General features: G+C 66.8%; 23 protein-coding genes and 1 tRNA gene. 8 read left to right on the top strand and 16 right to left on the bottom strand.

Features of this window, described 5'->3' with window-relative positions; genetic code table 11:
* Nucleotides 1–17: 17 nt before the first annotated feature.
* The gene (locus tag QGN31_RS06540) at nucleotides 18–263 is read right to left on the bottom strand and encodes a hypothetical protein (RefSeq protein WP_326544687.1); all 246 of its coding nucleotides are present in this window, start codon (nucleotides 261–263) and stop codon (nucleotides 18–20) included.
* A 183-nt stretch (nucleotides 264–446) separates the two neighbouring features.
* Here QGN31_RS06540 and QGN31_RS06535 point away from each other — a divergent pair, with 183 nt between their 5' ends.
* Nucleotides 447–1,154 carry a recombinase family protein gene (locus QGN31_RS06535; RefSeq protein WP_326544686.1) on the top strand — a complete coding sequence of 236 codons (708 nt, stop codon included), beginning with the start codon at nucleotides 447–449 and terminating at the stop codon, nucleotides 1,152–1,154.
* On the opposite strand, the gene QGN31_RS06530 is transcribed toward QGN31_RS06535, so the two are convergent.
* From QGN31_RS06530 to QGN31_RS06495, 8 genes are all read right to left on the bottom strand, one after another.
* Nucleotides 1,151–2,773 carry a terminase large subunit domain-containing protein gene (locus tag QGN31_RS06530; RefSeq protein WP_442792210.1) on the bottom strand — a complete coding sequence of 541 codons (1,623 nt, stop codon included), beginning with the start codon at nucleotides 2,771–2,773 and terminating at the stop codon, nucleotides 1,151–1,153. The genes QGN31_RS06535 and QGN31_RS06530 overlap by 4 nt on opposite strands.
* The gene (locus tag QGN31_RS06525; protein ID WP_326544685.1) at nucleotides 2,770–3,063 is read right to left on the bottom strand and encodes a hypothetical protein; all 294 of its coding nucleotides are present in this window, start codon (nucleotides 3,061–3,063) and stop codon (nucleotides 2,770–2,772) included. The genes QGN31_RS06530 and QGN31_RS06525 overlap by 4 nt, the downstream gene beginning before the upstream one ends.
* A complete protein-coding gene (locus QGN31_RS06520) occupies nucleotides 3,060–3,434 on the bottom strand; it encodes a flagellar hook-length control protein (RefSeq protein ID WP_326544684.1) in 375 nt (124 codons plus the stop codon). Before QGN31_RS06520 ends, QGN31_RS06525 begins: the two co-directional genes overlap by 4 nt.
* A complete protein-coding gene (locus tag QGN31_RS06515) occupies nucleotides 3,431–3,760 on the bottom strand; it encodes a hypothetical protein (RefSeq protein WP_326544683.1) in 330 nt (109 codons plus the stop codon). Before QGN31_RS06515 ends, QGN31_RS06520 begins: the two co-directional genes overlap by 4 nt.
* 726 nt (nucleotides 3,761–4,486) lie before the next feature.
* Nucleotides 4,487–5,935 (bottom strand): AAA family ATPase, encoded by a 1,449-nt coding sequence (locus QGN31_RS06510; protein WP_326544682.1) that lies wholly within the window; start codon nucleotides 5,933–5,935, stop codon nucleotides 4,487–4,489.
* A gap of 105 nt (nucleotides 5,936–6,040) precedes the next feature.
* Complete coding sequence (locus QGN31_RS06505) at nucleotides 6,041–6,262, bottom strand: helix-turn-helix transcriptional regulator (protein ID WP_326544681.1); 222 nt, start codon at nucleotides 6,260–6,262, stop codon at nucleotides 6,041–6,043.
* A 204-nt stretch (nucleotides 6,263–6,466) separates the two neighbouring features.
* A complete protein-coding gene (locus QGN31_RS06500) occupies nucleotides 6,467–6,685 on the bottom strand; it encodes a helix-turn-helix domain-containing protein (RefSeq protein ID WP_326544680.1) in 219 nt (72 codons plus the stop codon).
* Nucleotides 6,686–6,839: 154 nt separating this feature from the next.
* Nucleotides 6,840–7,121, bottom strand: coding sequence for a hypothetical protein (locus QGN31_RS06495; protein ID WP_326544679.1), 282 nt, complete (start codon nucleotides 7,119–7,121; stop codon nucleotides 6,840–6,842).
* 179 nt (nucleotides 7,122–7,300) lie between these two features.
* Between QGN31_RS06495 and QGN31_RS06490 the strand changes: the two genes are divergently transcribed.
* Complete coding sequence (locus tag QGN31_RS06490; protein WP_326544678.1) at nucleotides 7,301–8,494, top strand: tyrosine-type recombinase/integrase; 1,194 nt, start codon at nucleotides 7,301–7,303, stop codon at nucleotides 8,492–8,494.
* Between the two features lie 79 nt (nucleotides 8,495–8,573).
* Here QGN31_RS06490 and QGN31_RS06485 read toward each other — a convergent pair.
* From QGN31_RS06485 to pgm, 3 genes are all read right to left on the bottom strand, one after another.
* Nucleotides 8,574–8,646: transfer RNA gene (locus QGN31_RS06485), tRNA-Ala, on the bottom strand.
* A gap of 40 nt (nucleotides 8,647–8,686) precedes the next feature.
* Nucleotides 8,687–9,868 (bottom strand): MFS transporter, encoded by a 1,182-nt coding sequence (locus tag QGN31_RS06480; RefSeq protein WP_014385537.1) that lies wholly within the window; start codon nucleotides 9,866–9,868, stop codon nucleotides 8,687–8,689.
* A 92-nt stretch (nucleotides 9,869–9,960) separates the two neighbouring features.
* Nucleotides 9,961–11,604 (bottom strand): phosphoglucomutase (alpha-D-glucose-1,6-bisphosphate-dependent), encoded by a 1,644-nt coding sequence (pgm, locus tag QGN31_RS06475; RefSeq protein ID WP_014385538.1) that lies wholly within the window; start codon nucleotides 11,602–11,604, stop codon nucleotides 9,961–9,963.
* 102 nt (nucleotides 11,605–11,706) lie between these two features.
* Between pgm and crcB (QGN31_RS06470) the strand changes: the two genes are divergently transcribed.
* Together crcB (QGN31_RS06470) and crcB (QGN31_RS06465) are read left to right on the top strand one after the other, a co-directional pair.
* A complete protein-coding gene (gene crcB / locus QGN31_RS06470; protein WP_008259297.1) occupies nucleotides 11,707–12,105 on the top strand; it encodes a fluoride efflux transporter CrcB in 399 nt (132 codons plus the stop codon).
* Nucleotides 12,102–12,479, top strand: a complete 378-nt coding sequence (gene crcB, locus QGN31_RS06465; RefSeq protein WP_014385539.1) for a fluoride efflux transporter CrcB — start codon at nucleotides 12,102–12,104, stop codon at nucleotides 12,477–12,479. Before crcB (QGN31_RS06470) ends, crcB (QGN31_RS06465) begins: the two co-directional genes overlap by 4 nt.
* Nucleotide 12,480: 1 nt before the next feature.
* Here crcB (QGN31_RS06465) and QGN31_RS06460 read toward each other — a convergent pair whose 3' ends face one another.
* A complete protein-coding gene (locus tag QGN31_RS06460) occupies nucleotides 12,481–13,098 on the bottom strand; it encodes a GNAT family N-acetyltransferase (RefSeq protein ID WP_014385540.1) in 618 nt (205 codons plus the stop codon).
* 1 nt (nucleotide 13,099) lies between these two features.
* A complete protein-coding gene (locus QGN31_RS06455) occupies nucleotides 13,100–13,456 on the bottom strand; it encodes a DUF488 domain-containing protein (RefSeq protein ID WP_041297978.1) in 357 nt (118 codons plus the stop codon).
* Nucleotides 13,457–13,511: 55 nt separating this feature from the next.
* Between QGN31_RS06455 and QGN31_RS06450 the strand changes: the two genes are divergently transcribed.
* The gene (locus tag QGN31_RS06450) at nucleotides 13,512–14,786 is read left to right on the top strand and encodes an HNH endonuclease (RefSeq protein ID WP_201407247.1); all 1,275 of its coding nucleotides are present in this window, start codon (nucleotides 13,512–13,514) and stop codon (nucleotides 14,784–14,786) included.
* Nucleotides 14,787–14,789: 3 nt separating this feature from the next.
* Here the strand turns inward: QGN31_RS06450 and QGN31_RS06445 are convergent, their stop codons facing one another.
* A complete protein-coding gene (locus tag QGN31_RS06445; RefSeq protein WP_008259307.1) occupies nucleotides 14,790–15,710 on the bottom strand; it encodes an HpcH/HpaI aldolase/citrate lyase family protein in 921 nt (306 codons plus the stop codon).
* Nucleotides 15,711–16,051: 341 nt separating this feature from the next.
* Between QGN31_RS06445 and QGN31_RS06440 the strand changes: the two genes are divergently transcribed.
* The 3 genes from QGN31_RS06440 (at nucleotide 16,052) to QGN31_RS06430 (ending at nucleotide 18,574) form a co-directional block, all read left to right on the top strand.
* Entirely contained in the window at nucleotides 16,052–16,324 is a 273-nt protein-coding gene (locus QGN31_RS06440; protein ID WP_043955275.1) for a WGxxGxxG family protein, read from the top strand.
* 199 nt (nucleotides 16,325–16,523) lie between these two features.
* Complete coding sequence (locus QGN31_RS06435) at nucleotides 16,524–17,090, top strand: hemerythrin domain-containing protein (RefSeq protein WP_008259311.1); 567 nt, start codon at nucleotides 16,524–16,526, stop codon at nucleotides 17,088–17,090.
* A gap of 20 nt (nucleotides 17,091–17,110) precedes the next feature.
* A complete protein-coding gene (locus tag QGN31_RS06430; RefSeq protein WP_014942717.1) occupies nucleotides 17,111–18,574 on the top strand; it encodes a protein adenylyltransferase SelO in 1,464 nt (487 codons plus the stop codon).
* Nucleotides 18,575–18,576: 2 nt separating this feature from the next.
* On the opposite strand, the gene QGN31_RS06425 is transcribed toward QGN31_RS06430, so the two are convergent.
* The gene (locus QGN31_RS06425) at nucleotides 18,577–19,404 is read right to left on the bottom strand and encodes an LLM class F420-dependent oxidoreductase (RefSeq protein WP_014942718.1); all 828 of its coding nucleotides are present in this window, start codon (nucleotides 19,402–19,404) and stop codon (nucleotides 18,577–18,579) included.
* Nucleotides 19,405–19,412: the final 8 nt, after the last annotated feature.

Here is a 19,412-nt window from a genome sequence, read left to right as displayed (position 1 = left end):
CCGCCGGATGTAACCCCTCACGCGCTCACCGCCGTGTGCGCATGACGCAGCATGTCGGCCAGGGCGGGAATGTGTGCGGGTGCGAGCTGTTCGCGCTCGGCGTCGATCACCCGCCGGCACCGCCAGTAACTCAAGGCCGCCCGGCATGCGACCACGTTGGGGTCATCGTTACCGCGACCGCGGGCCAAAAAGGCGGCCAGCCGGGCCGACCACTGGCTCGGTGTCAGCGCTGCCGGGTTGGTAAGAATGCGGGTGTCGGTCATGGCCACACCCTGACAAACGACCGTGCAAGCGTGGCTGCCACGGCCGGGCGCAGAGTCTGCTAAATACCTACAGAGTCTGCATTGTCGACATTTGAAACCCAAAAATTTTGGTGAGTACGAGAGCGGTTGGGCTGCAAGCGATTCCGCTGGGCACCGCCAACCTCGGACGGTTATCTCAGACGTATGCGTAAACAAAACGGTCGAATTGTTAAAACGTTTGCCACCGCTGGCACTGCCATTGCCTATGTGCGGGTGTCCACCGACGAGCAGGCCGCCTCCGGTGCCGGGCTCGAAGCCCAGCGCGCGGCCATCGAGGCCGAGGCCGGCCGCCGCGGGTGGGTCATCGTGGGATGGCACGCCGACGAGGGCATCAGCGGCTCCAAGGGTGTCGAGCAGCGGCCCGGCCTTGCCGCTGCCATCGAGGCTATCGAGGATGGCAAGGCCGCGATGCTGATGGTCGCCAAGACTGACCGCGTGGCACGTGGTCTGCGTACCTTGCTCGATGTGATCGACCGTGTCGAGCGTGCGGGCGGAGGCGTGGTCTCGGTCGATAGCACCATCGACACCAGCACTGCCGCGGGTCGTTTCCAGACCCAGATCATGGGAAGCGTGGCCGAGCTGGAACGTGCACTGATCAGCGACCGGACCAAGGGGGCACTCGCCGTGCGCAAGGCGCAGGGTGTGCGGCTCGGCCGGCCGTCGACACTGCCGCGTGAGGTAGTCGCGCGCATCGTCGAGGCCAGGGCCGGTGGTGCGTCACTGCGTGCGATTGCGGCCGAGCTGACCGCCGAAGGTGTGCCCAGTGCGCGCGGTGGCAAGTGGGAAGCTGCCACGATCAAGCGCGTGCTGGAAGGCCAGGACGCCGAGCACATCCGTGCTGAGGTTTCCTAGCCTTGTGCCGCGCCGCGCAAGTGGGCCGGCAGCGGGTCATAGCTAGCACTCCGGCCAATGCGCACGTTGCGGGTCAGGAATGCCGGCATTGGCTTGGTGCTTACCGCCGGTTGTGGTTCGGCCGTGTGGCCGCGCGGGCCGAGCTTCGCGAGGACGTCGAGGCCGGGCCGATCGGTGATACGGCCAGTGAAGTTGGGAACCGCGAACGCGGCACGTTGGCCGGCCACGGGCGCCAAGACGTCGTGCGCAATGACCAGGGCGGCCAAGCAGTCTGGCTGATGTTGGCCTGCCTGCCATTGCACAGCCGCGGTTTCAAGCTCGGGCAGGTGACCGGCGATCCTGCATGTGCCGACTTCGAGAGCTTGTAGCAGTGCGGCGCTGCGGGCCATCGCATCACCGCGGCGCGGCCTGCCCTTCGGCGGCCAGCCGGTCACTCTGATCGGTGTGTGTGGCGCGTAGCGCGCCAGTGTTTCCCTGACCACGCGCACGTAGGTCGTGCCCGCGCTGAATGCCTCCACGCTGATCTCGCTTGCGCCCAGCTCGATCGCCAGATCGACCGCAGCCCTGGCCCATTGCTCGCTGGTCATGTGCGCGGACACGTCGGCGATCACTGCCACGGTGCCGTCAGCGGTCAGCGAGGCAGCGACGACTCCCGCCGCGTCGCGTTCGCCGGAATCGGCGGGATCGACCGCCACGACTGTTCGGACCGGGTGCTGCGGTGCGGCCGGCAAGCGCCAGTCGTCGAGCCATTCGCGTTTGATCAGCCCGCCCTCGGGACTGCTTGGTACGCCCTCGAATAGCGCATACCAAGCACGTTCGCCGACCGATCTGCGCAGGTCGTCGAACTGCTCACGGGTGCGACCCAGTGCGGAGGTCATCGCCACGCCAGGCGCACGGCCCAACGCATCAGGAATGCCGGCCTCAGCCACGGCCGGGATGTTGATATGGGTCCACCGCTCCGGTTCTTCACGCAGTAGCGAGCCGATCAGGTCGTCTTCGTGCCACCGGGTACCGATTACACATACCGACCCGCCGGGGTGAACGCGGGTCATAAGCGTGGCTCGGAACTCGGCGAGCACGCGCGCGCGACTGGCCGCGCTGTCGGCTTCCGCCGCGTTCTTGGTGGCGTCATCAACGAGAAGTAGCCCGGCGCCGAATCCCGTTACTCCGGAAGTGATTCCGACTGCCAACAGGCCGCCGGTGCGGCCGTCGATCGCCCACCTGGCCGCGCTGGTCTTGTCGGCCGACAGCCCGAAACCCAACAAATCGCGGTGTTCTTCGACCAGAGCCCGTGCTGTGCGGCTGTGTTCCCACGCCAGCGAATCGGCGTAGCTTGCCAGTATTACGCGCTCATCGGGGTTGTCGGATAGTGCGAACAGCGTGCCGATCACAGCGACCAGGGTGGACTTACCTTCTCGCGGTGGTTCGGTGATGATCAGCCGTCGATCCGGCTGCGCGATCGCGCCGGTCAGCGCATCGCTGATCATCGCCACGGCCGGGGTGATTCGATAACCGGGAAGGATTCGTGCCGCCAGCTCGGCCGGTGTCGCCGGTCGCTGTCGGGCTCGGTGCGCGGTCAGCGCACGGGCCGCGGCGAGTGCGCGCAGGGTGTCCGTCATGCGACCACAACAATTGGGTCGACGTAAGTGCGCCCGCGCACCTTGAACGCGCACAGCTTGCCGGACTGGTGAAGTCGAACCAGCGCCCGAACTTTCGCCCAATAGGGCGCGGTGGGCAGCCGGTCGCGCAGTTCGGCCCAGGGCACCACGTTGCCAGCGGCCTCACCGAGCACGGCGAGGATCGCAGCGTCGAGCTGCTCGTCGGTTGCCGTGCGCGTGACAGCCGGGGAAGCACGATCTTGAGAATGCCTGCACGACTCTGCATTGTGTTGGATGCCAACGGTGTTCACGTGTCTTCCTCCGGTTCGCTGGCAAGCTCGGAGCCCTCGATTTCGGGGCTGTGCGGGCCGCTCGCGGACGAAAGCCCCTCGGCCGGTACATCGGGGTGGTTAGGCGCTTGTGGCGGCTCTCCGGTCCGCTGACGGGCCACCGCCAGCCATTCGGATAACTCGTCAGCGGCCACACCGCCCAGTCCGAGCACCTGGCGCGCGACATCGACGTGCAAGGACCACAGCGCATCCGCGGGGCCGGCGACGCTGCCGAACAACTCGCGGCATCTGTCGACCAGCTCGGCGTCCAGGTTGGCCGGGTTGATCTTCCCGGCGTTGATGTCCTCGGCCATCGACAGGGCCGCGTCGATCGCGTCTCGCTTGGTCGTCATTCGATGACCTCGGCGTCAATGGTGTTGTCGAGCGCGAGCAGGCGTTGTCGGGTCTGGGCGATCATCTCGCCAACGGACAGGTTGACGTTGACCTCCGTGCGCTGTGGGGCGGCAATGCCGGTCAGCTTGGCGCGATCAGTGACCAGCGATCGCAGCTCACGAGACAGAGAGGCTGCCGCCTCGTCATCGCCGCGCTGGACCGCGGACTCATACAGATCGAACAGTCCCGGTTCCTGTGCTTGCAACGACGCCGCAGAGACGGCGCGTTCAGTGGTGGCGTAATCCGGGTCGTTGACCCATTCGCGGACCAGTCGATTCACCGCCATCTGCGCACCGCCGCGTGAACGAAATCCCAGTTCATCAGCGATTTCCTGCCACGTCTTCCGACGAGCCCGCAGCCGTAATGCCTCGATGGCACGAGCGCGGGAATCTCGGCGAGGCATTACCGGGGCCACACGCAAACCCCCTGTGCTGCAGCGAATTCGACGACTACAACTGACGCGAAATGCATTGCGGTGCAACGCTTTTCAGCATCGTCGAATACGCGCAACTCGTTATGCACCAACGGGATTCGATCGGCCATGTACGCATTGTGTTCTCATCGCGTGCAGCGGCCGGTGTGCGCGGCGGCGCGCGGTGTCCCACAGCCTCCACAACCTGTCAGTTCAGCGGCAATGGTGTCGCATCCCCTGACCGCGGGCCGATACGTCGATCTTTCACAGCCCCCGCCTCAATGGCGGGCTGGCCGGGGGTGCGCGCCGGGGTAGCCGGGTGCGCGGACCCTAAAGGGATCCGGTACACCCCGCGCACCCCTCGCACGACAATCCGCGCACTACCGCGCACTGATTACGGAAAAATACCTGATGAACAGGGACTATTGCTGCGCGGCAACATCGTCCGCGCACGTCCGCGCACCCCGCGCGCGTCAGCGTCCCCGTGGCGGTCCGGACATGTAACCGCAGATCAGAGGGTGCGCGGGGTGCGCGGACGTGCATTGGTGGAATTGGGCCGCCGGTGCGGCTGTGCTGAAAGCACCGCCCAGACCTTCCAGGTCATCCCGCAAGAAACGGGTCTACTCCCTCGACAGCGTGCCATTCGGGAGCCCCGTTGCTTCCTTTGTTCACGATGCGGTTGAGCAATGCCAGCCGATCGACCGCCGTGCGAATACGGTCGCGAGAGAGCTTGCCCCGCGCCTCAACCGGCAGACTGCCCAGAGCGCGGACCGACAGGCCGGGGTGCTGGTCGATCAGACGCCAAGTGGCGTCGTCATCGGCGCGGTGCGCCGCACTGATGCGCTCGGCTCGTGGATTGCCGCCAAGGGTTAGGCGGTGATCCTCGCCGAGGGTGAGCACTGCGGCGTCAACTGCAACGTCACGACCGTAAGCGGAGAAGACGTGTGTCGTCTCGGTGCTTGGTGGGCCGTCCAGCTCAATGCGGGCTATCGCGTCAGGAAATCCCTCAAGGGAGCTGTGGCCGCGGGCGCCACGGTCGGCGTCCTTCCCGAGGTGGTGGACGATCACCAGTCCGGCGGCCTGGCACTCGGTCGCCAGTGACCGCAGCCCGGCGAGCACGGCGACCACTTCGTCGGAATTCTCCGAGACGCCCAGCGCGCCAAACAGGCTGTACAGGCAATCAACCGCGATCAGCGAGCCCGGCATGACCTGTTCACGCCAGCGAGCCCGCACCGCTTCGATGCGCGCGTCGAGCGACCGCTCACGGCCGCGCAGGGAGCGTAGGTTCAGCCGGTCCAGGTGTTCGACGCCGCCGCGTCGATACTGGTTGTGCAGGCCGTTGAGCGTCATCTCAGTGTCGAACAACACCACTTCGGCGTCAGCGGGTAGTGACACCGCAAACCGGCCAAGAAATGGCGTTCCGTCGAGTGCTGAACGCACCAGCTCGCGCACAAGCGTCGTCTTGCCGGCCTTGCGCTCGGCGAACAGTCCGAGCACTGCTCCGCGCGCGAGCACGCCATCAACGACCCAAGGCGTTTCGTCGGGCGCAAACTCGGCCAGGTTGACCCGCTCGACTATCTCGACTTCGGCTGCGGCCCTGGCCGCCTCGATCTGTCGGGCCAGGGAACGGACCCGTAACCTCCCGGCTTCAAGTTCAGCGGCTTCGCGTTCGCGCAGTGCGCCATACTCTTCGTCGGTGAGAGCAGGCATGGCGGCGAGCTGTTCATCGGTGGCACCCGCTTTCACGGCGCGGTCGCCCGGAATGCTCAACTCAGGCGAATACTTCGATGAATCACGACGAGCGTTGTCGCGGGAGATCTGTCGGTGCAGATCACGTGCCCACCGCTGGCCCCGGGGGAGATCCTCCACGGCATAGCGCCAGGGTGCCCACCGCTTGCAGCGTTCCTCGGTAACGGCCTGGGCCTCACGCTGCTGACGATGCTTCTCGTTGGACTTGATCAGCCAGTCCGGCAAGTCCGCATCATTACCGTTGTGACCGTTGGCCTCTGGTGAAACTGCGCGATTGCCCTGTGGGGCGGTATCCTGCACGTGCACTCCAATTCCTGTCCGGGAGTCGTTGGGGTGGTGCCGTCCCGCTACGCGCGCAGAGGCCAAACTCGCGCAGGGGCGGCATCACCTGTTTCTGGTGGCTGGTCAGTCCTGTTGTGGCGGTGACGATCCCGCTGCAAAAGTCCGGTCAGCCAGGTAAGCCTCCAGATCAACCACGCGGTAACGGATGCGCCGGCCTATACGGACGAACGGCAACCCGGTTCCCCGGTATCGGGCCTGACGCAGGGCGGCGCGTGTCGAACCGATCTTGGCTGCGGTCTGACCCTCGTCGATGTACTCAGGTGCGGCAGTGGCGGTGTCGCTCATTACTGATTTCCTCTCGGAAGTGATCCGACGTTATGAAATGAAGGTGCAATCGCTGGCCGCTCGGACGACTACACCGCCCCTGGACACGGGGGCGGTGTAGTCGTTGGTCGTGGTGGTGCGAGAGCCGGTCGGACTGGCGTGGACCGGATACCTGGCTTACGGGGGAATCACCAAATCCGGTCCACGCCAATCCAACCGGAAGAATCACTGTTCTCCGGAGAGCATCCGAAGTAATGCGGCAGCGGGAACGCGGACACGGCGTGCGCCCAGCTTGATCGTTGGCAACAGGCCCTCACGGGCCATCTGATAGGCGAATGCACGCGAGACGCCTAGATACTGCCCCGCACGCTCGACGCTGACTGTCGGCGGCCCGCTCTGCAGATCAGCGAGCGTCAGTGGCAATTGTTCAGTCAGTGAACTCATGACTATTACGATGCCCGCTCGATAGATAGTTGTCCAGGCAGTATGCTATCGTTTTGCGATCATGAGCGCTGATAGTCCGCCTGAGTTGATCAAAGGCGACGTCGACCTGTCTGGTATCCGCCGTGTCAGTGGCCGGCGCGGCAGCTCCAACGGACTAATCGAGATACCCCTCTTCGGTCATTCCCACCGCTACCGTGTCCGCGTCGACATGAGTGGCGCGGCACCACGTCTCGTGGAACTGCACCTCGTCTCCGACGACGACGCTGCCGAGATTGAGCCGGCCACAATTCGGCAGGTTCCAGTACGCCGCCTCGCTCACGCTGCGGCTCGGTTCATCGCCCGACATGACGGCGCCTTCGTTACGGCTGACGAACTCGACGACCCGCACCGCACACAACCCGAGCGCCGTGGCCGGCAGCGCCTCGATGATGACCACTACCGGCGGGTCGCCGCGTTGCTTGTCGAAGCCCGTCGTCTCGGCGACAAATCACCGCGACATACGGTCGTCAAGCAGATGCACGCCGAGTTGCCCACGGTCGACCGATGGATCAGAGAAGCCAAGCGGCGAGGCCACCTGCGTCGCGATTGGAGCACCACGACCAAGGAGACGGGCCAATGAGCGCGACCGACCAGCAGCTTTCAAAGCAGCCAACGGCGCGCGGCGAACGCACCGACAGCTCAATCAAGAAGCTGCCCAACGGCAACGGATGGCGAGCACGGCCCACCCTTGGCACCGACCCGGTGACCGGCAAGCAGGTGCGGCCCACCAAGGTGTTCGCTACAAAGAAGGCCGCTCAGGACTGGGTAACCGAGCAGCGCCAGCAGTGGAAGGCGTCCACGTGGGCGCCGAAGTCGGTCCAGACGTTCGATGAGGTTGCCGACCACTGGCTCAAACTGCGCGCGGCGGACCCGTCCATCGGGCCGAACACTGTTCGCGCAGATCGCGAGTCGCTGGCCTACGCCCGCCGGGCGTTCGGCGCGGTGCCGGTCCAGAGGCTCACGCCGGCCGCCCTGGCGGACTGGTCGGCGGCGCTGACGGGTAAGAGCGGCAAGGCGCTCGCACCCGCCACCAAGCGCCGCGCGATAGTCAGGCTCAAATCGGTGATGGCGCACGCGAAACGGATGCGCTGGCTGACCTATGACCCCTCGGCGGATCTCGACTCGCCCGAGCAGAAGTCGGTCACCGCCACCGCCGCCGGGGACATCTGGACGCCGGCGCAGATGGGCAAGTTTCTCGATCACATTACGTCCCACCGCCTCGCCGGGTGCTTCGCGCTCACACTGCTCGGGCTGCGGCGTGAAGAGGTCGGCGGACTGCGGTGGTCGGACCTCGACCTAGAAACCGGCGGGCTGCGTATCCGACAAGCTCGGGTCGACGTCAACGGGCGCGACACGATCGTGCCGACCAAGACCGACCGCAGCGCCCGCGATCTGCCGCTGCCGCCGCGCGAGCTGGCAATGCTCAAGGCCATGCGCACGGCCCACCTGCGCGAGCGCCTGGCGGTAGGCCGGCCGCTGGCCGACGGCGACCTGTTGCTCTCGCGGGTCGACGGCACGCCGCTGCCGGTGCGCGAATACTCGCGCGAGTTCTCAGCGCAGCGCAGCGCGGCCGGGCTCAAGGCGATCACGCTCGGCAAGCTGCGGCACTCGAATATCTCGCGGATGCGGGCGGCGGGCGTCGCCGCTGATGTCGTCGCGGCATGGCACGGCCACACCGAGCGCATGACTCAGGCCGTCTACGGGCGCGTAACCGACGACCGGCTGACTGCGGCGTCTGCGATGTTCTCAGCGGCGATAGGACAGAGTTAGGACAATTTGCCCGTTGCACTGTCCAGCCGGCAAACAAGAAACCCGCCCTGACCAGTGGTCAGAGCGGGTTTCCTTACGGTGGAGCTAAGGGGACTCGAACCCCTGACCCCCACACTGCCAGTGTGGTGCGCTACCAGCTGCGCCATAGCCCCAAGTCGTGCTCATCGAAGCTACACCACCGGTAACCGTCCTTCAAAGTTGCTGCTCAGGAAGATTCAGCGTGTGCGGAGACGGCAAGGGGTCGGGCTCCGGAACGGGCACCGTCCGGGTCTCCGGCGCCACCACCCAGCCCACCGCGGCGATCAGCAAAACGATGCCGCTGATGATGAAACCCCAGCCGTAGCTCAGCCGCTCGGCGACCCAACCGAGCGTCATGGATCCGACGATCGCGCCCAGGTCGGACATCATCTGCACGGCCGCCACCGGACTGCCCGCGCGCGCCTCACTGCCCAGGATGTCGGCGACGGCGGCCTGCATCGGCGACATGTAGATGCCCGTCACCGCCCCCACCACCACCGCGGCGACCAGAAACCTCGGCAATGACGACGCCGCGCCCAAGAAGATGGTCGCCGCGCCGGACAACGCCAGGCCCACGATCATCAACGTGCGCCGTCCCATCCGGTCGGACAGGTAGCCACTGGGGATCATGGCCAGCGCGTTGCCCCCGGCGAATGCCGCGAGCGCAATGCCGATGACGCCGACGCCGCGGCCCATGACGTCGGTGATGAACAAGGGGACCAGGGCGACACGAAGGCCGAACGCCGACCAACCGGTCGCGAAATTGGCCCCGAGCGAGGACCAATAGGCGCGCACGCGCAACGCCTCTCGCATCGTCACCGTCGACCGCGTCGGCGGCCCCGGGGCCGCCAGGGCCGAATTCCGCAAGCCGAAAAACAGCACCACCGCCACACCGAGCAAAGCGACGCCGTACACGATGAACGGCGCGGTGAGCCCCCAACCGGCCGCCAGGGCGCCGACGGCCGGGCCGCCCACGGCCCCGACCATGAACGACGTGGTGAAAAGGCCCGCGACCCGTCCGCGGGCGTCGGGCGGGCTGATATGGATCATCAGTCCCAGCGCCGAAACATAAAACATTGTCGATCCGATTCCGCTGATGACGCGGAAAGCCATCAATTGCCAGTAAGCCTGGGAAAACGCACACGCGCCGGTGGAGACCGCGACGATCACCATCCCGCCGATGTAGATCCGCCGCTCCCCCAACCGCTGGACCAGCTGCCCGCTGACCGGCGCAAAACACAGGCGGGCCAACGAAAAGACGGTGACTAAGAAAGTCACCGCCTTGATGCTGACGCCGAAACTGCGGGCGAAAGACGGCAGCGCCGGTGAAATGACTCCGTAACCAAGCGCGACCATGATATTTGCCCAGCTAAGGATCCAAACTTCGCGCGGCAGACGGGTCGAACGCGACGCGCGTCCCCCCGGACGGGTAAGGCGGAGGGAAAGGGTCACCCAATGACTTTATTAACTACCTCGCGCGCAGTTTCTTGCACCTCGGCTAAATGCTCTTCTCCGTTGAAAGATTCCGCATAAATCTTGTACACGTCTTCGGTTCCCGACGGTCGCGCGGCAAACCACGCGTTGGCTGTCGTCACCTTCAATCCGCCCAATGCGGCCCCATTCCCGGGTGCCGCGGTCAGCTTGGCGGTGATGGGCTCCCCCGCCAGTTCCGTCGCGGTCACCTCGTCGGCGGACAGCTTGGCGAGCCGGGCCTTTTGGTCGCGGTCGGCGGGCGCGTCGACCCGCGCGTAGAACGGCGTGCCGTACTCGGCGGTCAACTGTTGATAGCGCTGGGAGGGACTCGTCCCCGTGACGGCCAGCATTTCCGAGGCCAGGAGGGCCAGGATGATGCCGTCCTTGTCGGTGGTCCACACGGACCCGTCGCGCCGCAGGAACGACGCACCGGCCGATTCCTCGCCGCCGAAGCCGATGCCGCCCTCGATCAGGCCGTCGACGAACCACTTGAAGCCGACCGGCACCTCGATGAGCTTGCGGCCGATGCCGGCGACCACCCGGTCGATCATCGACGAACTGACCGCGGTCTTGCCGACCGCGATGCCGCCCGGCCACGACGGCCGCTGCGTGTACAGGTATTCGATGGCCACCGCCAGGTAGTGGTTCGGGTTGAGCAGCCCCGCGTCGGGCGTGACGATGCCGTGGCGGTCCGAGTCGGCATCGTTGCCCGTGGCGATCTGGTAGCGGCCGGGGTTGTCGGACATCCCGCGGATGAGTCCCGCCATCGCGTCCGGTGAGCTGCAGTCCATCCGGATCTTGCCGTCGTGGTCGAGCGTCATAAACCGCCATGTCGCGTCGACCAGCGGATTGACCACGGTCAGATCCAGGCGGTGACGGGTGGCGATCTCGCCCCAGTAGTCCACGCTCGCCCCGCCCAGCGGGTCGGCGCCGATCCGCACCCCGGCCGCGCGGATGGCATCGATGTCGACCACGTTGGGCAGGTCGTCGACATAGTTACCGAGGTAGTCGTGGCGCTGCGCGGTCTGTAGCGCGCGGGCCAGCGGGATGCGCTTGACGCCCGAGCCGTCGCGCAGAATCTCGTTGGCGCGCTTGGCGATTGCGTTGGTGGCGTCGGTGTCGGCCGGGCCACCGTTGGGCGGGTTGTATTTGAAGCCTCCGTCCGAGGGCGGGTTGTGCGACGGCGTCACGACGATCCCGTCGGCCGGCGCGTCGGTGCGACCGCGGTTGTAAGTGAGGATGGCGTGGCTGACCGCCGGGGTCGGCGTGTACCGGTCGCGGGAATCGATCATGGCGACGACGTCGTTGGCGGCCAGCACCTCCAGCGCGGAGACCCAGGCCGGCTCGGAGAGGCCGTGCGTGTCCCGGCCGATGAACAACGGGCCTGTAATGCCGTGGGCGGTGCGGTACTCGACGATGGCCTGGGTGATCGCCAGGATGTGCGCCTCGTTGAACGCCCCATTGAGCGCCGACCCGCGGTGGCCCGACGTGCCGAATGCCACCTGCTGGGCGACGTCGCCGGGATCGGGCTGAATCGAGTAATAGGCCGTCAGCAGGTGGGGCAGATCGACAAGGTCTTCGGGTTGGGCCGGCTGACCGGCGCGAGGGTTGGCCACCATGGTTACCAATTCTGCCCGTCTCCCGCCGCCCCCGGCCTGCGCCGGTCTGGACTCCCGCCATACGCTGCGTAGCGCACCGGCAAACGAAGGGAATCGACGCCAGTGGCGCAACGGGACTATCGCGAATTGGCCGCGGTGTTTGCCGGTGGGGCGCTGGGTTCCCTGGCCCGGGCCGCCCTGAGCGACCTCGCCGGTGGCCACCCAGAGAGCTGGCCGTGGCCGACGTTCACGGTCAACATCGTCGGGGCGTTTCTGGTGGGCTACTTCACCACCCGGCTGCTGGAGCGGTTGCCGACGTCGAGCTATCGGCGCCCGCTGCTGGGCACCGGATTGTGCGGCGGTTTAACGACTTTCTCCACGATGCAGGTCGAGACGGTGAGGATGATCGAGCACGGTCATTGGGGGCTGGCCGTCGGCTACACCGTCGCCAGCATCGTGCTCGGGCTGCTGGCGGTGCACCTGGCCACCAAGTTGGTGCGCCGGGTGCGGGTGCGCCGATGACCACCGCGACGACTGCCGTGGTGTGGCTGGGCGTCGCGTTCATCGGCGGCGTCGGATCGGTGCTGCGCTTTGTGATCGACCGTGCGGTCGCGCGCCGGGTGTCCCGGCCGTTCCCGTTCGGCACGCTCGTCGTAAACATCAGTGGCGCAGCGCTTCTCGGATTTCTCGGGGGTTTGGCGCTCAACAAGGAGGCCGCCCTGCTGGCCGGCACGGCGTTCGTCGGCGCCTACACCACGTTTTCGACCTGGATGCTGGAAACGCAGCGACTCGGCGAGGAGCGCCAGCTGCGCTCCTCGCTCGCCAACGTCGTCGTCAGCGTGGTGTTGGGCGTAGCGGCGGCGTTCATCGGGCAGCGCCTCGCCGAGCTGTTCTGAGTCAGGCGCGCGGGACGTCGTCGGGGGTGCGGGGCAGCACGTACAGGGCCATGCGCCGATTCGCCATGTCGTGTTCGCCGAGGAATGCGCAGCCGCCGCGCTCACAGAACTTGCGCGCCAACGCATTGCGGTGGTCGGGGTCGAACATGATTCGGCGACACCGGGGATCGAGCGTGAAGATGCTGCCCACCAAGTGCGGCAGCAGGTAACCGACGTGTCCACGCTGGATGTAATCCAAATCGGCGACCGCGACGTGCAAGCCCAGATCGTAGGGATCGTGGTCGTAGCGGGTGGCGATGGAATCCTTTGCTGCCCTGTACATCTCTATATAGGCGCGGTCCACCCCGTCGTGCAGCGCCAGGAACGGACGAGAAAAGCCCCCGTCGAGCTGCGCCCGCAGGTATCGATGCCACCGCGCCACCGGCCAGTGGGACTCCCAGGCTTCGACCAGGTGCGGGCGGCCCATCCACTCGGCGATCATCTCGGCGTCGGCGTCCGGCTCGGCAAGACGCAAACCGTACGGCTCGGGCAGGTCCGGGATCGGCGGCGGCGGGACGCTGCGGATCTCCTCGGGAAGATCAGTCAATTCCCGGGGGAGGACGCGTTCCGCGTCGCTCATGTCAGTGGGCTCCGAGGAGCTTCGCCAGGACGACCGCCTGGCTGATGTCCACCTCGCGGGTGGCCGTGACCAACGTGACCGGAACCCGCTTGGCAAGCTTGCGCAACTCCGCCAGCGCGGCGCTGTCGCGCAGTTCCGCCTCGTAACGCGAGGTGAACTCGTCGAATCGTTCGGCCCGGTGTTGGTACCACTCGCGGAGGTCCTTCGAGGGTGCGACCTCCTTGCACCAGATGCCCACCCGCGGGTCGTCTTTGCGCATGCCGCGCGGCCAGACCCGATCGACCAGCACGCGCTGGCCCTCGTCAGCGCTGACGTCGTCGTAGACCCGCACGACTCGGATCCGCCCTCTGGGGCTCACATGCCCAGAGTAGCCACGGGCCCGCTTGTCAGTGGGCACAATTACTATCGAAAGTATGTTCGAGGAATTGACGGCCGTCGATCCGGCAGCCGACGAATCGTCGCTGGTAGAGCGTATCGCCGAGCTGGAAATGCTCAAGTCCGCGGCGGCCGCCGGCCAGGCCCGGGCGGCGGCCGCCCTGGACGCGGCGCGTCGAGCCACCGAAGCGGCCACCGGGGTGCCCGCCGCGCGCCGCGGACGCGGCGTGGCAAGCGAGGTTGCCCTGGCGCGACGGGACTCCCCCGCGCGGGGCGGCCGGCATCTCGGTTTCGCCAAAGCCCTGGTGCACGAGATGCCGCATACGCTGGCCGCCCTGGAATGCGGGGCCCTGTCGGAGTGGCGGGCGACGCTGATCGTGCGCGAGAGCGCATGCCTGGACGTCGAGGACCGTCGCGCCTTGGACGCGGAGATGTGTGCCGACCCGTCGAGCCTGAGCGGCATGGGCGACGCGCGAGTGGCCGCGGCCGCGAAGGCGATCGCCTACCGGCTCGATCCGCACGCCATCGTCGAGCGGGCGGCCAAGGCCGAGGAAGACCGCACCGTCACCATCCGCCCGGCGCCCGACACCATGAGCTATGTCACCGCGTTATTGCCGGTGGCTCAGGGGGTTTCGGTGTATGCCACGCTGCGCCGCGAGGCAGACACCTGCGGCGACGGGCGAACGCGCGGGCAGGTGATGGCCGACACCCTGGTGGAAAGGGTCACCGGCCGCAGCGCAACGGTCCCCACCCCGGTCGCGGTCAACCTCGCGCTGACCGACGAGACGCTGCTCGGCGGTGACGATGCGCCGGCCGACGTCGCCGGCTACGGCCCCATCCCCGCGTCGGTCGCGCGCAGCATGGTCGCCGAGGCCGCCGCCGATCGACGTTCGCGAGCGACCCTGCGCAGGCTCTACACGCATCCCCAATCCGGGGCGCTGGTGGCCATGGAGTCACGAGCGCGACTCTTCCCGCAGGGCCTGGCCGCGTTCATCGGGCTCCGCGATCAACACTGCCGCACTCCCTACTGCGACGCGCCGATCAGGCACCGCGACCACGCGCAGCCGTGGGCCGACGGCGGCCCGACCACCGCGGGCAACGGCCTCGGATTGTGCGAACAGTGCAACTACGTCAAGGAAAATGCGGGGTGGCGGGTGAGCACGAGCGTCGACGAAAACCACACCCATACGGCGCTTTTCACGACGCCCACGGGCACAACCTACCGTTCGACGGCGCCGCCGCGGGGCCCCACCATCACGATGAGCAAGCTCGAAGTCCGCGTCGGCGTCGCGCTCGCGCGACATGCGGCGTAGCGCTCAGTAGTGATAGGTATCCGACGGCGCGGGTGAGTGATCGCGTTCTTCCTCGTCGATGTCCAACGCCTCGATACCGTACGCGCGAGCCAACTCGAGGATCTTGGTCGCCCGCGCGATGCGGGGCAGATCGGAGCCGTTGCGGATCTCTCCCCCGTCACGTTCGAACTCGGCGAAAAACTCTTTCGCCCAAGAAATTTCGTCCTGCGACGGCGACAGACCCTCATTGACGACGGCGCACTGGTCGGGTGTCAGGCAGATCTTGCCGGTCATCCCGAACTGGGTGGAGACCGCCGTGGCCTCGATCAATTTCAGCGGATTGGAGCCGATGGTCGGGCCGTCGATCGCGCTGGGCAGGTCGGCGGCCTTGGAGGCGATGGTGAAGCGAGATCGCGTGTAGGCCAGCGTCGCCGGGTCGTCCCCGAAGCCGGTGTCGCGGCGGAAGTCCCCGATACCGAACGCCAGCCGGAAGGTTCCCTTGGTCGCGGCGATCTCGGTGATGCGCTCGAGGCCTCGGGCCGTTTCGACCAGGGCCACGATCGGCACGTCGGGCAGCCGCTTCGCGGTCTCGGTGACGTGGTCGACCGATTCGACCATCGCCAGCATCACCCCGCCGACCGGGGTGGTGGCCAGGGCGGCCAGGTCGTCCGCCCACCAAGGGGTGCCGAAGCCGTTGATGCGGACCCAGTCCACGTTGCCGGCACCCAGCCAACTCACCACGTTGTCGCGCGCGGCGTGCTTGTCCTTGGGCGCGACCGCGTCCTCGATGTCGAAAACGACGATGTCGGCGCGCGAGTCCACCGCGGACTGGAACCGGTCGGGATGCGTGCCGTTGACCAGTAGCCAGCTTCGGGCCAGTACCGGGTCGATGCGAGAGCCGATGTCTTCGGGTGCGGCGGCGCTGCTGTTGACCTGTTCGTACATTTCGCTGATCTGTCGTCTTCTCGTGGTTTCGAATGGCGGGCGTGTGCCCCTTAACCGTAGCGATGTCGCGAACAACTGGTCGCGCAATCCCCCGCGGACGTGCTGACGACTCGGCCGCGCCGCCCGCGGAGTTCCTGAGTGGAGCGGCGAATCGCCGGACCGGCCAGCAAACGAAACGGACCCGCCGCCGAGTTTCGCCCTGGCCGCCCGGGGTAGCCACCTCCCTGGACGTCGCGGCCGCCGGCCGGACGCCGTTTCCTGCGGAGACTAGAGCACCCTGGTCCCCATATGCCTCTCGATCGGCCGTTGGCCGCGACCGAGAAAACCCATTAGGAGTAAACATGCGTAGGGCCATTGCAATCGTTTCAACCACCGGGGCGCTGTTGTTCGGTGGAACAGGTGTCGCCAATGCCGCCGTTCCGAGCGCTCCGGCGCCGTCGCCGACCACAACGACGTTGGCGGACAACGACAATAGTCAGCACAGCGACAACAGCGGACTGTGGGGCCTTCTCGGCCTCCTCGGCTTGGGCGGGCTTGCCGGGCTGATGCGCCGCAAGGACGCCGCCGCGCGCCCCGGCGTCGCACCGACCACCCCTCGCGACCGCGGCGTCTAGCCCCTTCGCCGACCTGTGGGCACCGGGTTTGGCGACGAAATATATTGTTCCCCAACGTATCCCGGTTTCAGTTAGCCCTGCCGAACGGCGTCCCGCACCGCGGGGCGCCGTTTGGCCGTTTCTGCAGCGGGTATACCTCGCCAAGCCGCACACAGCCCAGCGTGCGTTTCACAACCCCCGATCACTGGAGGTATCGGCGATGGCCGACATGATTATCCAGTCACCCGACGAGGTCGTCGCGTTCCTGAAAGCACAGCACAACCTCATCGAGGACATGTTTGACCAGGTGCTGCACGCTACGGATCCCAAAGCGCGGGAAGAGCCGTTCGCGGCGCTGCGCCAACTGCTGGCGGTCCATGAAACCGCCGAGGAAATGATCGTGCACCCGCGCGCACGCAAGGAGGCCGACGACGGCGACGCCATCGTCGACGCCCGCCTGAATGAAGAGCATGGGGCCAAGGAGCTGCTGTCGCAGATCGAGCAGCTCGACGTCACCTCGCAGCGGTTCATCGACGAACTCACCAAACTGCGCGAGGCCGTGCTCGAGCACGCCAAGCAGGAGGAGACCGAGGAATTCCCGGTCCTCACACGCCAGCTCGACGACGACGATCTCAAGCGGATGGGCACGGCGGTGCGCGCCGCCGAAGCCATCGCGCCGACCCACCCCCACCCAGGCGTCGAGTCGGCAAAGCTGAACTTTGCACTCGGCCCGTTTGCCTCCATGCTCGATCGCGCCCGCGACCTCATCGGACATGCCGTCGGCTGAGTTTCCGTAGGCTCGATCAAATGAGCGTTGCCCCGGACACCACCGTTGCCCTGCAAGACCGGTTCTTCCGCGAATTGCCGGAAATGGCGGTCCGCTGGCAAGCCGAGACATTTCCCGGGTTGCGGTTGCTCGTGCTCAACGACCGGCTCGCCGAGAGTCTCGGGCTCGACGCAGCCTGGCTGCGCGGCGACGACGGGCTGCACTTCCTGACGGGCAACCTGGTGCCCAGCGGGGCCGCCCCCGTCGCCCAGGCCTATGCGGGGCATCAGTTCGGCGGCTTCGTCCCTCGATTGGGCGACGGGCGCGCGCTGCTCCTCGGCGAGCTCGTCGACACCGACGGGCGGCTGCGCGAAATCCACCTGAAAGGCTCCGGAGCCACACCGTTCGCCCGGGGCGGGGACGGCCTGGCGGCCGTCGGACCGATGCTGCGCGAATACATCGTCAGCGAGGCGATGCACGCGTTGGGCGTCCCGACGACACGGTCGTTGGCCGTGGTCGGCACCGGCCGCCCGGTATATCGCGAAACCACACTGCCGGGCGCCGTGCTGACCCGGGTGGCCAGCAGCCACCTGCGGGTGGGCAGCTTCCAATACGCCGCGACCACCGGCAACAAGGACCTGCTGCGCCGCCTCGCCGACCATGCAATCGCCCGCCACCATCCCGCCGCGGCCGCGGCCGAACGCCCTTATCTCGCATTGTTCGAAGCGGTCGTCGCGGTCCAGGCCGCGCTGATCGCCCAGTGGATGTTGGTCGGGTTCGTTCACGGGGTGATGAACACCGACAACATGACGATCTCCGGGGAAACGATCGACTATGGTCCCTGCGCGTTCATGGAGGCCTACGACCCGGACACGGTCTACAGTTCGATCGATTTCTGGGGCCGCTACGCCTACGGCAACCAGCCGGTCATCGCCGGTTGGAACCTCGCGCGCTTCGCCGAGACACTCCTTCCGTTGCTGTCGGACAGCAGCGAGGAGTCCATCGCACTGGCGGAGCAGTCGTTCGGGGTGTTCCAAGCCCGCTACGACGCGGTGTGGACCTCGGGCATGCGGGCCAAACTCGGCCTCTCCGCCGGCGTCGACGCCGAATTCGCCACGGCCTTGGTCGAGGAGCTACTCCTTCTGCTCAAACAGAACCGCGTCGACTACACGTCGTTCTTCCGACAGCTCAGCCATGTGGCGCGAGGCGACGCGGAGCCCGCGCGCGGACTGTTCATGGACCTGGCCGGCTTTGACGCGTGGTTGGCGCGCTGGCAAGCATTGCGCCCCGACGCCGACGCGATGGATCGCACCAACCCGATCTATATCCCGCGCAACCATCTGGTCGAGGAGGCCCTCACCGCGGCGACGGACGGCGATCTCGCGCCCGTCGAGCGGCTCCTGGCGGCGGTGACCGAGCCGTACGTGGAACGGCCCGGTTGGGAGCGCTACGCCAGTCCCGCCCCCGAGGACTTCGGGAAGTACCAAACCTTCTGCGGCACTTAGCCTTACGCTAGCTTAGCGAACTCGTCCTGCAACTCATCGAGGCGTTGCAGCGTCTGATCCCGCGGTTCCGTCGGCAGGTTCACCAAGAGGTGTTGCAATCCCAGATCTCGGTAGCCCTCGAGCTCAGCCGCCGTGGCCTCCCCGCCGTGGAAGTGGATCACCGGCACGTCCCGGCCGACCAGCTCGCGCAGTTGGTCCAGCTGCGGTGCTAGCTCTCCCGCCGAGCCTGTCATCGAGAGCCAGCCCGCGTTGAGCCGGGCGATGCGTTTGAAGCCCGCGGGTCCACAGCCCAGATACAGCGGCGGATACGGTTGCTGCACGGGCTTGGGCCAGCTGTAGACGGGGTCGAAGTCCACGAATTCACCATGAAATTCGGCCTTTTCGCTCGTCCAGATCTGGATCATCGCGTCGAGGCGCTCGTCGACCACGCGTCCCCGGACCGCGGGATCGACGCCGTGGTTGGCGATCTCTTCGCGCAGCCACCCCACGCCCACGCCGAAGCGGAATCGACCCTGCGACACCAGGTCCAGCGACGCAACCTCCTTGGCGACGTGGATCGGATCGCGCTGCGGCACCAACGCGATGCCGGTGCCCACGAGGAGCCTCTCGGTGACGGCCGCCGCCGCCGTCAGCGCGACAAACGGATCGAGTGTGCGGTAGTACTTTCGCGGAATCGGTCCCCCGCTGGGGTACGGAGTTTTCGCGTCGACCGGAATGTGCGAGTGCTCGGCGAGAAAGAGCGATTCAAAACCGCGCTGCTCGAGCGCCTTACCCAAGTCCGCCGGAGCGATGCCCTCGTCGGTAACAAATGTCAGCACACCGAAACCCATGCCGCTCA

This window comes from Mycobacterium sp. 2-64 (assembly GCF_035918375.1).
Classification (GTDB): Bacteria; Actinomycetota; Actinomycetes; order Mycobacteriales; family Mycobacteriaceae; genus Mycobacterium; species Mycobacterium intracellulare.
This window is presented reverse-complemented; position numbering and strand designations above follow the sequence as displayed.

Bases quoted from the DNA above. Each gene is read 5' to 3' on its own strand.
- QGN31_RS06540 (WP_326544687.1), bottom strand. From the start codon at position 263: ATGACCGACACCCGCATTCTTACCAACCCGGCAGCGCTGACACCGAGC.
- QGN31_RS06535 (WP_326544686.1), top strand. From the start codon at position 447: ATGCGTAAACAAAACGGTCGAATTGTTAAAACGTTTGCCACCGCTGGC.
- QGN31_RS06530 (WP_442792210.1), bottom strand. From the start codon at position 2,773: ATGACGGACACCCTGCGCGCACTCGCCGCGGCCCGTGCGCTGACCGCG.
- QGN31_RS06520 (WP_326544684.1), bottom strand. From the start codon at position 3,434: ATGACGACCAAGCGAGACGCGATCGACGCGGCCCTGTCGATGGCCGAG.
- QGN31_RS06515 (WP_326544683.1), bottom strand. From the start codon at position 3,760: ATGGCGGTGAATCGACTGGTCCGCGAATGGGTCAACGACCCGGATTAC.
- QGN31_RS06505 (WP_326544681.1), bottom strand. From the start codon at position 6,262: ATGAGCGACACCGCCACTGCCGCACCTGAGTACATCGACGAGGGTCAG.
- QGN31_RS06500 (WP_326544680.1), bottom strand. From the start codon at position 6,685: ATGAGTTCACTGACTGAACAATTGCCACTGACGCTCGCTGATCTGCAG.
- QGN31_RS06490 (WP_326544678.1), top strand. From the start codon at position 7,301: ATGAGCGCGACCGACCAGCAGCTTTCAAAGCAGCCAACGGCGCGCGGC.
- QGN31_RS06480 (WP_014385537.1), bottom strand. From the start codon at position 9,868: ATGGTCGCGCTTGGTTACGGAGTCATTTCACCGGCGCTGCCGTCTTTC.
- pgm (WP_014385538.1), bottom strand. From the start codon at position 11,604: ATGGTGGCCAACCCTCGCGCCGGTCAGCCGGCCCAACCCGAAGACCTT.
- crcB (WP_014385539.1), top strand. From the start codon at position 12,102: ATGACCACCGCGACGACTGCCGTGGTGTGGCTGGGCGTCGCGTTCATC.
- QGN31_RS06460 (WP_014385540.1), bottom strand. From the start codon at position 13,098: ATGAGCGACGCGGAACGCGTCCTCCCCCGGGAATTGACTGATCTTCCC.
- QGN31_RS06450 (WP_201407247.1), top strand. From the start codon at position 13,512: ATGTTCGAGGAATTGACGGCCGTCGATCCGGCAGCCGACGAATCGTCG.
- QGN31_RS06445 (WP_008259307.1), bottom strand. From the start codon at position 15,710: ATGTACGAACAGGTCAACAGCAGCGCCGCCGCACCCGAAGACATCGGC.
- QGN31_RS06440 (WP_043955275.1), top strand. From the start codon at position 16,052: ATGCGTAGGGCCATTGCAATCGTTTCAACCACCGGGGCGCTGTTGTTC.
- QGN31_RS06435 (WP_008259311.1), top strand. From the start codon at position 16,524: ATGGCCGACATGATTATCCAGTCACCCGACGAGGTCGTCGCGTTCCTG.
- QGN31_RS06430 (WP_014942717.1), top strand. From the start codon at position 17,111: ATGAGCGTTGCCCCGGACACCACCGTTGCCCTGCAAGACCGGTTCTTC.
- QGN31_RS06425 (WP_014942718.1), bottom strand. From the start codon at position 19,404: ATGGGTTTCGGTGTGCTGACATTTGTTACCGACGAGGGCATCGCTCCG.